The 12,315-nt window shown below is 70.4% G+C and carries 9 protein-coding genes and 1 pseudogene; 2 read left to right on the plus strand and 8 right to left on the minus strand.

The features are described from left to right. The first annotated feature begins 42 nt into the window (after nucleotides 1–42). The gene (locus AAFF41_RS27865; protein WP_343324796.1) at nucleotides 43–1,224 is read left to right on the plus strand and encodes a tetratricopeptide repeat protein; all 1,182 of its coding nucleotides are present in this window, start codon (nucleotides 43–45) and stop codon (nucleotides 1,222–1,224) included. A 61-nt stretch (nucleotides 1,225–1,285) separates the two neighbouring features. Here the strand turns inward: AAFF41_RS27865 and AAFF41_RS27870 are convergent. The 3 genes and pseudogenes from AAFF41_RS27870 to AAFF41_RS27880 form a co-directional block, all read right to left on the minus strand. After that, nucleotides 1,286–1,862: pseudogene (locus AAFF41_RS27870) on the minus strand (M28 family peptidase); the annotation flags it as partial. Nucleotides 1,863–1,953: 91 nt separating this feature from the next. Next, on the minus strand, nucleotides 1,954–3,027 hold the full coding sequence (gene rarD / locus AAFF41_RS27875; RefSeq protein WP_425526168.1) for an EamA family transporter RarD: 1,074 nt from the start codon (nucleotides 3,025–3,027) through the stop codon (nucleotides 1,954–1,956). A gap of 141 nt (nucleotides 3,028–3,168) precedes the next feature. Next, on the minus strand, nucleotides 3,169–4,023 hold the full coding sequence (locus AAFF41_RS27880) for an SDR family oxidoreductase (RefSeq protein ID WP_319750089.1): 855 nt from the start codon (nucleotides 4,021–4,023) through the stop codon (nucleotides 3,169–3,171). Nucleotides 4,024–4,196: 173 nt separating this feature from the next. On the opposite strand from AAFF41_RS27880, the gene AAFF41_RS27885 reads away from it, so the two are divergent. Beyond that, nucleotides 4,197–4,559 carry a winged helix-turn-helix transcriptional regulator gene (locus tag AAFF41_RS27885; protein ID WP_097285807.1) on the plus strand — a complete coding sequence of 121 codons (363 nt, stop codon included), beginning with the start codon at nucleotides 4,197–4,199 and terminating at the stop codon, nucleotides 4,557–4,559. Between the two features lie 31 nt (nucleotides 4,560–4,590). Here AAFF41_RS27885 and AAFF41_RS27890 read toward each other — a convergent pair whose 3' ends face one another. From AAFF41_RS27890 to AAFF41_RS27910, 5 genes are all read right to left on the minus strand, one after another. After that, the gene (locus AAFF41_RS27890) at nucleotides 4,591–5,670 is read right to left on the minus strand and encodes a 2-oxoacid:ferredoxin oxidoreductase subunit beta (RefSeq protein WP_319750090.1); all 1,080 of its coding nucleotides are present in this window, start codon (nucleotides 5,668–5,670) and stop codon (nucleotides 4,591–4,593) included. Next, on the minus strand, nucleotides 5,663–7,594 hold the full coding sequence (locus AAFF41_RS27895; protein ID WP_319750091.1) for a 2-oxoacid:acceptor oxidoreductase subunit alpha: 1,932 nt from the start codon (nucleotides 7,592–7,594) through the stop codon (nucleotides 5,663–5,665). Before AAFF41_RS27895 ends, AAFF41_RS27890 begins: the two co-directional genes overlap by 8 nt. A gap of 323 nt (nucleotides 7,595–7,917) precedes the next feature. Next, the gene (locus tag AAFF41_RS27900; protein WP_054232179.1) at nucleotides 7,918–8,577 is read right to left on the minus strand and encodes a response regulator transcription factor; all 660 of its coding nucleotides are present in this window, start codon (nucleotides 8,575–8,577) and stop codon (nucleotides 7,918–7,920) included. A 451-nt stretch (nucleotides 8,578–9,028) separates the two neighbouring features. Then, nucleotides 9,029–10,384: a sensor histidine kinase gene (locus tag AAFF41_RS27905; protein ID WP_319750092.1), complete on the minus strand. Its 1,356-nt coding sequence runs from the start codon at nucleotides 10,382–10,384 to the stop codon at nucleotides 9,029–9,031. A 338-nt stretch (nucleotides 10,385–10,722) separates the two neighbouring features. Further along, nucleotides 10,723–12,024: a sensor histidine kinase gene (locus tag AAFF41_RS27910; protein WP_343324797.1), complete on the minus strand. Its 1,302-nt coding sequence runs from the start codon at nucleotides 12,022–12,024 to the stop codon at nucleotides 10,723–10,725. Nucleotides 12,025–12,315: the final 291 nt, after the last annotated feature.

The raw sequence follows: 12,315 nt of genomic DNA on the forward strand, positions 1-12,315 counted from the left end.
GCAAGGTCGACGCATGGAAGTACGACCCGAGTGAGGGAATCGATGTCTCGACTCAGCCGCGAACAGAAGCGGGAATCCAAGCGGCGGCGCTCGGCGGTCGGCCCCGGTGCCGGCCCGTTGGAGGTATGGGTCCCCGCGCCCGCGGGGGAAGGCGGGGGCGGGGCCACGGTCGGCGGTGTGCCGGTCGTCGTCGTGCCCGGCGAGACCGTCCAGGCCTGCGTCCTGAACCACCTCCACCGACTCGCCCTCGCCGCCGGTCACTCCGTCCTCGCCACCATCCACGACGAACGGATCGGCTTCGTCGTACCACTGGAGGTGTACGGGGACGGGTCGAGCCGGTACACGGGCGAGCCGGTACGGCTGGGGCCGTCGGCCGAGGTGCCCTCGCTGCCGACAACCCCTCCTGCGCTGCCGGCAACCCCTCCCGCGCCGCCCGCGGCCCCTCCCGCGGCGCCGCGGGTTCCGGTGTCGGAGCCTCAGCCCCTGCCCGGGGCCGCGGCGACGCGTGCGCTGCGTGCGCTGCCGGAGCCGACGCGGGACGCCGCCCCCGGCGTCGCGGTGGCTCCGACGGGCGAGTTCGGCCCGCCGCTGCCCGTGGGACCGACTCCCGAGCGTCCGGCCCCCGCGATGGAGGCCATGTCCGTCCTGGACCCCGAGCCGGAGCCGGATCCGAAGCCCACTCCCGCGCGCGGCTTCGACGCCGTCGCCGAGTCCGTGCTGGCACCGGTTCAGGAGACGGAGGGCGCGGCGTTCCTCGTGGAGCCCGTGGCGCGGATCAACGAGGCCGTGAAGATGGGCCGGATCGAAGAGGCCACGGGGATGGCGGAGCGGGTCGGCGCGGACGCGTCGCGGTCGCTGGGCCCCGAGCACCCGGAGGTGCTGCGGCTGCGCGAGCTGACCTCGTACATCGCCTATCTGGCCGGTGACCCGCTCCGGGCGTTCCACGTGTCCCTCGACCTCGCCCGCGTCCGCAGGCGGCACCAGGACCCCGAGGCCGCGTACGGCAACGTACAGAGCGCCGCCGCGGCCTGGCGCGCCGTGCGCGACCCCGTGCAGGGGCTGAACCTGGGGCGGGACCTGATCACGCTGTGGACCGAGCTCGTGGCCGACGGCGGCCCCGCCGCCGACGACCTCGAACAGCTCGAGTCGGCCCGCACCCGCATGACCCGCCTCACGGACCGGGCCCGGGCCCGCTCCCTGGCGGACAACCCGTACACCCCCTAGGAGGGCTGGGAGGACGAGGAGCCCAGGGGGCCCCAGGAAGCCCCATTGGGCCCCGGGAGCCCTAGGAGGACAGCGTCCACACGGCGTACGCCAGCGCGTCCGCGTTCCGGTTCAGCGCCGTGTCGTCGATGTTGGACGCCGCGTCGCAGGAGGCGTGGTAGCAGCGGTCGAAGGCCTGGCCGGAGGTGCCGCCCCACTTGGCGGCCTGGGCGGCCGTCTTGATGTAGTCGGCGCCGCTGAAGAGACCGCCGACCGGAATGCCCACGTTCTTGAAGGGGGAGTGGTCCGAACGGCCGTCGCCCTCGGTCTCCGGCTCCGTGGCGATGCCGACGCCCGCGAAGTAGTCCTTGAAGGTCTTCTCGATCGTGGGGTCGTCGTCGTAGACGAAGTAGCCGGGGTTCGGTGAGCCGATCATGTCGAAGTTCAGATAGTCGCCGATCTTCGCCCGGTTCGCGGAGGACAGGCTGTTCACGTAGTACTTCGAGCCGACCATCCCCAGCTCCTCCGCGCCTGGCGTCGCCGCCGGGCCAGTCGGCGACCAGGTTGTACCCGGTGCGGCCGGAGGAGGTGAACTGCTGGAGGGTCGTGGTGAATCCGGCCGCGTCCAGCTTCGCTTTCACATAGTCGATGGAGGCCTTGGTGTTTGTGAGGCTGACGTTCCGTCAAGAGCGCAATCCGGTCAGGGCGGTTCGCCTAGCGAACCCGGGTCGCCGGGGGGGGCGAAACCCTCTACGACGTGGCGTCCACGGCGGCGGCACCCCGCACGCCGGCGACGGCACCCGCGACCGCCCCGGCCCTGAGCGCCCTGGCCGCCCGCCGCGCGGTCCGCAGCGCGTCGAAGGTGAGCAGCGACAGCGCGAGCCAGACCAGCGCGAACCCGGCCCACCGCTCCGGAGGCATGGCCTCGTGGAAGTAGAGGATGCCGAGCAGGAACTGGAACACCGGGGCGAGGTACTGCAACAGCCCCAGCGTGGACAACGGCACCCGTATCGCGGCCGCGCCGAAGCACACCAGCGGAAGCGCGGTCACCACGCCCGTGGCCGCGAGCAGCGTCGCGTGCCCCGCACCCTCCGTACCGAAGGTCGCGCCCCCGCTCGAACCCAGCCACAGCAGATAGGCGAGCGCGGGCAGGAACTGGATCGCCGTCTCGGCGGCGAGCGACTCGATCCCGCCGAGGTTGACCTTCTTCTTCACCAGCCCGTACGTGGCGAAGGAGAAGGCGAGGGTGAGGGAGATCCACGGCGGCCGGCCGTACCCGATGGTGAGGACGAGCACCGCGGAGAAGCCGACAGCGACCGCCGTCCACTGCAGGGGGCGCAGCCGTTCCTTCAGCAGCAGGACGCCCATGGCGATGGTGACGAGCGGGTTGATGAAGTAACCGAGGGACGCCTCGACGACGTGCTCGCTGTTCACGGCCCAGATGTAGACGCCCCAGTTCACCGTGATCACGGCCGCCGCGACGCTGATCAGCGCCAGCTTGCGCGGCTGTCGCAGCAGCTCGCCGAGCCAGGCCCAGCGCCGCATCACCAGCAGGGCGACGCCGACCACGGCGAGGGACCACACCATCCGGTGGGCGAGGATCTCGAGGGCCCCGGCCGGCTTCAGCAGCGGCCAGAAGAGGGGAACGAGCCCCCACATGCCGTACGCGGCGAAGCCGTTCAACAGCCCGACGCGCTGCTCTGCCTTGGATGTCCGGGGACCCGTCAAGCCGACAGGGCCACTGGAACCCGCGGAGCCGGCGGGGCCACTGGAACCCGCGGAGCCGGTCGCACCCATCGAATTCTTCGCCTGCTGCACGGCCACCGGCCCTCCCTCTCGCACAGCTGCTCCCGCGCAGCCTCCAAGAAGGTAGCGCCGAGCACCCCCGCCTGTCATGCCCGTATCGCTATACGGTCATGACAGGCGGGGGTGCGTACGGCGACGGTGCCAGGGCGCGAGGGGGAGTCAGCCCTTCAGCGCCGCCGCGATCGACTCGGCGACCGGCGTGGTCGGGCGGCCGGTCAGCCGGGACAGGTCACCGCTGGTGCCCGCGAGCTCGCCCTTCTCGATGGACGCGTCGACGCCCGCCAGGATCGCGGCGAGGGGGCCGGGCAGTCCGGCGCCGGTCAGGATGTCGGTGAGCGCCTCGACGGAGACGGCGTTGTAGACGATCTCCTTGCCGGACCGCTCGGCCACCAGGGCGGCGTACTCGGCGAAGCCCCACGCGGTGTCGCCGCTCAGCTCGTACGTCTTGTTCTCGTGGCCCTCGCCGGTCAGTACGGCCACGGCGGCGGCCGCGTAGTCGGCGCGGGCGGCGGAGGCGACCCTGCCGTCGCCGGCGGCCTGGGTGACGGCGCCGTACTCGAGGACCGGGGCGAGGTTCTCGGTGTAGTTCTCGTTGTACCAGCCGTTGCGCAGCAGGGCGTAGGGCACACCCGACTCCAGGATCGCCTTCTCGGTGCCCTTGTGGTCGTCGGCGAGGGCGGCGGTGAGGGTGCCCGGCGCGCTGGTGTACGCGAGGAGCGCGACCCCGGCGGCCCTGGCGGCGTCCAGGACGACCTGGTGCTGGGCCACGCGCCCCTTGTCGAACTCGTTGCCGGAGATGAGCAGCACCTTGTCGCCGGCGGCGAGGAGCGTCCCGAAGGTCTCGGGCGCGTTGTAGTCGGCGACCGCGATCTTCACGCCGCGGGCCGCGAAGCCGGCGGCCTTCTCCGCGTCGCGGACGACGGCGGTGATCTGGTCGGCCGGAACCTTCTCCAGCAGTCCCTCGATGACGTGGCGGCCGAGGTGTCCGGTGGCTCCGGTGACGACGATGCTCATGACGTGGCTCCTTGTGGGGTAGGTCTGTCACTAACCCTAGGAGGTGCGCTAACTCAGCGAAAGTACCCACTTTGAAGTAAGGTACTGGCATGGGAGTAAGTGCAGAGGTACCCACCGACACCCCGGCCGCGTCCGAGCCTGCGGCCGTTTCCAAGTACGACACGGGCGAGGCGATGTGCCCGTACCGCCTCGTCCTGGAGCACGTCACCAGCCGCTGGGGTGTGCTCGTACTGATCGAACTCCTCGACCGTCCCTACCGCTTCAGCGAGCTGCGCCGGGCGATCGGCCGGGTCAGCGAGAAGATGCTCACCCAGACCCTCCAGACCCTGGAGCGCGACGGTCTTGTCCACCGTGACGCGAAGCCCGTGATCCCGCCCCGTGTCGACTACTCGCTCACCGAACTGGGCCGCGAGGCCGCCGAGCAGGTGCGCGCGCTGGCCGTGTGGACCAAGGACCGGATGGACGACGTGGAGAAGTCCCGCCACGCGTACGACGAGGCCCGGGTGTCAGCCACCCGGGCCCCTGGAACTTCCTGAGCGCCTCGAACGCGTCGAACGGACGGCTCGCTCAGCCGACGACCGTCCAGGTGTCCCCGCCCGCGAGGAGCGTGGCGAGGTCGCCCTTGCCGTGCTGTTCGATGGCCGTGTCGAGCTGGTCGGCCATCTGGGTGTCGTAGACCGGCCGCTCCACGGAGCGCAGGACGCCGATCGGGGTGTGGTGCAGGGTGTCCGGGTCGGCCAGCCGGGAGAGGGCGAAGGCCGTGGTCGGGGACGCGGAGTGGGCGTCGTGGACCAGCACCTGTGCCTCGTTCTCCGGGGTGACGGTGACGACCTTCAGGTCACCGGTCAGCTGATCCCGTACGACACCCTTGGCGCGGTCCGCGCCGAAGCGGATCTGCTGCCCGTGTTCGAGCCGGATCACCGCCTCCTCGGCCTGCTGCTTGTCCTTGAGGGCCTCGAAGGCGCCGTCGTTGAAGATGTTGCAGTTCTGGTAGATCTCCACCAGCGCCGTGCCCGGGTGGGCGGCGGCCTGCCGCAGTACGTCCGTGAGGTGCTTGCGGTCGGAGTCCACGGTCCGGGCCACGAAGGACGCCTCCGCGCCGATGGCCAGGGACACCGGGTTGAAGGGCGCGTCCAGCGAGCCCATCGGCGTCGACTTGGTGATCTTGCCGACCTCGGAGGTCGGTGAGTACTGCCCCTTGGTGAGGCCGTAGATCCGGTTGTTGAACAAAAGGATCTTCAGGTTCACGTTGCGGCGCAGCGCGTGGATCAGGTGGTTGCCGCCGATGGAGAGGGCGTCCCCGTCACCGGTCACCACCCACACGCTCAGGTCCCGCCTGCTGGAGGCGAGGCCCGTCGCGATGGCGGGCGCGCGGCCGTGGATGGAGTGCATGCCGTACGTGTTCATGTAGTACGGGAAGCGGGACGAGCACCCGATGCCCGACACGAAGACGATGTTCTCCTTGGCCAGGCCGAGCTCGGGCATGAAACCCTGTACGGCGGCCAGGACCGCGTAGTCACCGCAACCGGGGCACCAGCGCACTTCCTGATCGGACTTGAAGTCCTTCATGGACTGCCTGGCCTCGGCCTTGGGCACCAGAGTGAGGGCCTCGATCGTGTCCGCGCTTCCTGTGGACGTCTCAGCCATCGATGGCCTCCTTGAGCGCCGTGGCGAGCTGTTCGGCCTTGAACGGCATGCCGTTGACCTGGTTGTAGGAGCGCGCGTCGACCAGGTACTTCGCCCGGACGAGCGTGGCGAGCTGGCCGAGGTTCATCTCGGGGATCACCACCTTCTCGTAACGCCCCAGCACCGCGCCGAGATTCCGGGGGAAGGGGTTGATGTGGCGCAGATGGGCCTGCGCGATGTTCTCCCCGGCCGCCCGCAGCCGCCGTACCGCCGCGGTGATGGGTCCGTACGTCGAACCCCAACCCAGTACCAGGGTGTTGGCCTCGCCGGAGGGGTCGTCGACCTCGATGTCCGGGACGTCGATGCCGTCGATCTTCGCCTGGCGGGTGCGGACCATGAAGTCGTGGTTGGCGGGGTCGTAGGAGATGTTGCCCGTGCCGTCCTGCTTCTCGATGCCGCCGATGCGGTGCTCGAGTCCCGGTGTGCCGGGAATCGCCCACGGACGGGCCAGGGTTTGCGGGTCGCGCTTGTACGGCCAGAACACCTCGGTGCCGTCGTCCAGGGTGTGGTTCGGACCCTGCGCGAACTGCACCCGCAGGTCCGGAAGTTCGTCGACGTCCGGGATCCGCCACGGCTCGGAGCCGTTGGCCAGGTAGCCGTCGGAGAGGAGGAGGACGGGGGTGCGGTAGGTGAGGGCGATCCGGGCCGCCTCCAGGGCGGCGTCGAAGCAGTCGGCCGGCGTGCACGGGGCGACCACCGGGACCGGGGCCTCTCCGTTGCGCCCGTACATCGCCTGGAGCAGGTCCGCCTGCTCCGTCTTCGTCGGCAGCCCCGTGGAAGGCCCGCCGCGCTGGATGTCGATGACCAGCAGGGGCAGTTCGAGGGAGACCGCGAGCCCGATGGTCTCCGACTTCAGCGCCACGCCCGGCCCGGAGGTGGTGGTGACGGCGAGGGAGCCGCCGAAGGCCGCGCCCAGGGCCGCGCCGATGCCCGCGATCTCGTCCTCGGCCTGGAAGGTCCGCACGCCGAAGTTCTTGTGCCGGCTCAGCTCGTGCAGGATGTCGGAGGCCGGGGTGATCGGGTAGGAGCCCAGGTAGAGGGGCAGGTCCGCCTGTTTGGAGGCGGCGATCAGGCCGTACGACAGGGCCAGGTTCCCGGAGATGTTGCGGTAGGTGCCGGTCGGGAAGGTCTTGGTGGCCGGGGCGACCTCGTAGGAGACCGCGAAGTCCTCGGTCGTCTCGCCGAAGTTCCAGCCCGCCCGGAAGGCGGCGATGTTGGCGGCGGCGATCTCGGGCTTCTTCGCGAACTTGTTCCGCAGGAACTTCTCGGTGCCCTCGGTGGGCCGGTGGTACATCCAGGACAGCAGGCCCAGCGCGAACATGTTCTTGCTGCGCTCGGCCTCCTTGCGGGACAGCTCGAACTCCTTGAGCGCCTCGACCGTCATCGTCGTCAGCGGGACCGGATGGACGGCGTACCCGTCCAGCGAACCGTCCTCCAGCGGGCTGGCCGCGTAACCGACCTTCGCCATCGCCCGCTTCGTGAACTCGTCCGTGTTGACGATGATCTCCGCGCCGCGCGGCACATCACCGATGTTCGCCTTGAGCGCCGCCGGATTCATGGCCACCAGCACATTCGGCGCGTCACCGGGCGTGAGGATGTCGTGGTCCGCGAAATGCAGCTGAAATGAAGAAACGCCCGGCAGTGTGCCTGCGGGCGCTCGGATTTCGGCGGGGAAGTTCGGCAGCGTCGAAAGATCGTTGCCGAAGGACGCCGTCTCGGAGGTGAAGCGGTCGCCGGTGAGTTGCATTCCATCACCGGAGTCACCCGCGAACCGGATGATCACCCGGTCGAGCCGGCGTGTCTCCTTTGCCCCCGCCGGTTTGCGCTGTTCTCCCACGACGGCTTCGTCGGCCTGCTCCGCTGGGCTACTGACCTGGCTGGTCACTTAACTGGACCTCCTTCGAGGCGGCTGTCTGGGAGCGGCCTTCCCGCAGGCCTTCCCGGGATCAACCCTACGTCTGTAAGGGTCGCCTTCCCTCGGGCGTTCGCATGATGGACACCATTTTGAGATGGTTCGACGCCCTGACTTGTCATGACTTACTCGCCCCCGACGCTGCTCTGGAAGACGCTTCTACCTCATCCTTTGGTTCTCGTGCCGGTCTCGCGCCGCTCTGGTGCCGTGTCGGGGCCCCTGTCCTTCGAGGGCGATTCCGTTCGGCCGACCCAGTGCGTTCGGCTGCCCCAGTGTCAGTTCCTAGTGTCAGTCCCTCAGGAGTTCAGATAGGTGAGGACCGCGAGAACACGCCGATGATCGCCGTCGCTCGGGGAAAGCCCGAGTTTCAGGAAGATATTGCTGACGTGTTTCTCGACCGCTCCGTCACTCACCACGAGCTGCCGTGCGATCGCCGAGTTGGTGCGTCCCTCGGCCATAAGTCCTAGGACCTCCCGCTCCCGCGGGGTGAGCCCGGCCAGTACGTCCTGCTTACGACTGCGGCCGAGCAGCTGCGCGACCACCTCCGGGTCCAGAGCGGTACCCCCCTGGGCCACCCGCACCACCGCGTCCACGAACTCGCGCACCTCCGCGACGCGGTCCTTGAGCAGGTAGCCGACGCCACGGCTCGAACCGGCCAGCAGTTCGGTGGCGTAGCGCTCCTCCACGTACTGCGACAGCACCAGCACCCCCACCCCCGGGTGCTGCTTGCGCAGCTGCACGGCCGCCTTCACACCCTCGTCGGTGTGCGTCGGTGGCATCCGTACGTCGGCGACCACGACGTCCGGCAGCGAGTCCTGGGCCGCCAGGTCGGTGATGGTCTTGATCAGCGCGTCGCCGTCTCCGACACCGGCCACGACGTCGTGCCCGCGGTCGGTCAACAACCGGGTCAGGCCCTCCCTGAGCAGCACTGAATCCTCGGCGATGACCACCCGCACCCTGTCCTCCACGATTCTCGGCCCCCCACACCATTCCCCGACCCACCTCGGCCGCGTCCCCGCCCATACATCAGCCCACAGCATCCCAGCATTCGGACCCACCCGCCCCCGAGCAAGGGGAACCAAGGGGAATCAGGGGGAGGGGGAAGGAGAGGGATGGGGGAATGCGGGGGCGCACTTTTGGCTCCGGGGTGGGGATTAGGGGGCGGGGAATTTCGGGCTGACGGAGGGGAGCGGGGGAGCGGGGGCAGGGGGCGGGGGCGGAGCCCCGTGGGGGTGAGGGGCAGCTGCCCGGCGGGGGCCAGGGGCAGCACCCGCGATGGGGTCGGGGGCAGCACCCGCGATGGGGCGCAGGGGCGGAGCCCCGCCGGGGGGGGGCGGGGGCGGAGCCTCCGGGGATGGGACGGGTAGGGGCGGCGGGGGCGAGAAACACCCCACCCCCCACCCCCGCTCACCCCCGCCAGGGCAACTCCGCAGTAATCCGACTGGGCCCACCCACAGGAGAGTCCACCACCAGAACCCCGTCCACGGCATCGAGCCGCTCCGCCAGCCCCGCGAGCCCGGACCCGCGGGAGACATCGGCCCCACCCACACCATCGTCGACGACCTGAAGCATCAACCGGTTCTCGACCCGCCACACATCGACCGTGGCCCGCGTCGCCCGCGCATGCTTGCTGATGTTCTGCAGCAGCTCGGAGACGGTGAAGTACGCGATCCCCTCGATCGCCGGCGCCGGCCGAGCCGGAAGATCCACATCCACCTGCACCGGCACGGTGCACCGCGAGGCCACGGAGGACAGCGCCGCATCCAGCCCCCGATCGGTCAGCACGGCCGGATGAATCCCCCGCGCCAGATCCCGCAGCTCCTGCAACGCCGTCTTCACCTCACCGTGTGCCTCGTCCACCATCCGTGCCGCGGCCTGCGGATCCTCGGTGAGCTTCTCCTTGGCAAGCCCGAGCCCCATCGCGAGATTGACGAGCCGAGCCTGCGCCCCGTCGTGCAGATCCCGCTCGATGCGCCGCAGGTCCGCCGCGGCCGTGTCGACCACGACCCCCCGGTCCGACTCCAGCTCGACCACCCGGCTCGCCAGCCGCGACGGTCCGAGCAGCCCCGCCACCATCACCCGGTCCACCATGGTCAGCGCCCGCACGATCCACGGCGTGGCCATCGTGATCAGCAGCCCCAGCAGCGCGGTGACGGTGATCTCGAACGGGTTGTCCAGGTAGATGCGGTGCATGCCGTCGCCGTAGAGCTGGAGGCCGCCCTGCCCGCCGTACACCGGGAAGAGCCAGAACCACAGCGGATACGTCAGCATCGCCCAGCCGTACGCCCAGAAGTTCAGCGCCACCACGAACGAGAACACCGACCACGGGAACTGCACCACCGAGTACAGCAGATGCCGCCACGCCGAACCGCTCTTCAGGAGCGCCCCCATCCATGCCAGCGCCCCCTGCTTGCGCACCCGCAGGGGCTCCGGCGCGGCCACGTCGATCCCGAGCAACCCGCGCGCCCGCGCCCGCTCCAGCGCGCCGAACCCGCGGACGCCGGCGAGGGCCGCGGCGAGCACCGGGATCCCCAGGAAGGTGATCAGCAGGCCCATGCCGAGCGAGAACATCGTGACGGCGAACGTGAACATGAGGATGCCGACCGGCAGGCCCGACATCACGTAACCGAACTCGCGCCAGCTGCGCGCCTCGATCGGCGCCCGCAGCGGTGCAGGGAGGCGGTGCCGCCGCTCCTCGGCACCCGCCTGGTGGAATCCGGGCCCGCTCGGGTACCCGTACCCCTGTCCGTACTCCGTCGCCATCGGTCTCGTCCGTTCTGCTCGTCCTGCCCGTCGGTTCGTACTCCCACCCTGCTGTTCTCGGCCCTTGCCGACCATGGAGCGGGTCGGCGTCTTGGGACGGGGGTTTTCCCTACCTCGAAGCCGGACGGAAGCCGCTTGCCGACGGCCCCGTCAGGGCGGCCCCGTCAAGGCGGACCCGTCAAGGCAGAGCAGCCGTCAAGGCAGACCCATCAAGGCGGACGCACCAAGGCGGACGCACCAAGGCGGACGCACCAAGGCGGACGCACCAAGGCGGACCCGTCGAGGCGGACCCGCACAGGTCACCCCCATAGGCCGCCCCGTCAGCCCCGTCAGCCCCGTCAGCCCCGCCCGACCCCCCGGTCCCGCCAAGGCAGCTCCGCCGTGATGGTGGTCGGGCCGCCGGGCGGTGAGTCGATGACGAACAGCCCGTCCACCGCGCCCAGCCGGTCCGCGAGCCCCGCCATCCCCGTACCGCCGTCGAGGGCGGCCCCCCCGCGTCCGTCGTCCTGGACCTGTATGAGCAGCCGCGCGTCCGTCCGCCACACGTCGACGGACGCGGAGCGCGCCCCGCTGTGCTTGCTGACGTTCTGCAACAGCTCGGACACGGTGAAGTAGGCGATGCCCTCGATGGCGGCGGCCGGTCTCGTCGGGAGGTCGGCCGTCACCTTCACCGGCACGGTGCAGCGCGAGGCGATCGACGACAGCGCCGCGTCGAGGCCCCGGTCGGTGAGGACCGCGGGATGGATGCCGCGGGCCAGATCGCGCAGCTCCTGCAGGGCCAGCTTCACCTCGCCGTGCGCCTCGTCGACCATGGCCGCGACGGTCTCGTCGGCCTGCCCCTCGAGGATCTTCTCCTTGGCGAGCCCGAGCCCCATCGCGAGGTTGACGAGCCGGGCCTGCGCCCCGTCGTGCAGGTCGCGTTCGATGCGCCGCAGGTCCGCCGCGGCCGTGTCGACCACGACCCCCCGGTCCGACTCCAGCTCGGCGATGCGCCGCTCCAACTCGTCCGAGGGCGACAGCAGCCCACGCACCATGGCCCGGTCGACGTTCGTCAGCCCCCGCGCGAGGAACGGCAGCACCGGCCACAGCAGGAACAACGACGTCAGCGTGACCGTGAACGTGACGATCCCCCACGGCAGCCGGATGAAGTCGTACAGCATGGTCCGCCAGGCCACCGGGTCCCGCAGGCTCGACCACAACCAGGGGAAGAAGCCCGTCCCGCGCACCGGCATCGGGCTCGGCTCGTCGATCCGCACGCCGAGCAGCTTGCGCGCCCGCGCCCGCTCCATCCGGCCCAGCAGCCGCGTGCCCCGCAGCCCGCCCGCGAGCAGCGGCAGCCCGATCGCCGTCACGGCCAGCCCCGCGCCCGTGGAGACGAGCGTCACGACGTACACGAAGCCGAAGATCGAGACCGGCAGGTTGGCGAGGAGGTGCGCGATCTCCTTCCACGTCTGCCGGCCGAGCGCGAAGCGTGGGGGAGGCAGCCGGTCGCTGTCGGCCGACTCGTCCGGTACGTCTTGTGCATCTGGTACATCCGGTACACCCCGTATGTCCGGGGCTTGCGGCGTGTCCGACGGGCCGAGGGGGCCGAGGGGGCCGAGGGGGCCGAGGGGGCCGACAGGGGTGATGCGTTCGGTCATATTCGCTAGCCTGCCCGGCGGCGGGCCGTCGCGCCATGAGGTCGACCGCCACGATCCACTGGGGAAAACCCCACCCCTTGAGGTGAAAGCGAAGGCCGCCGCGCGGTGTACCTGGATGTGCTCGCGAGGTGAAATGGGAAGTGACCGCGAGGTGCGGACGGGAACCCGGTGACACGTGAGCCGGGCGAGTGCGCGAACCCGGCGACGGGCGAGGCGGACGAGTCCCTGACATGTCCCCGATAGCCAATGCGTGACGGGCTGCTTACCGTCTCTTTAGCAGGCCCTAGACTC

The organism is Streptomyces mirabilis, from assembly GCF_039503195.1.
Taxonomy (GTDB): Bacteria; Actinomycetota; Actinomycetes; order Streptomycetales; family Streptomycetaceae; genus Streptomyces; species Streptomyces mirabilis_D.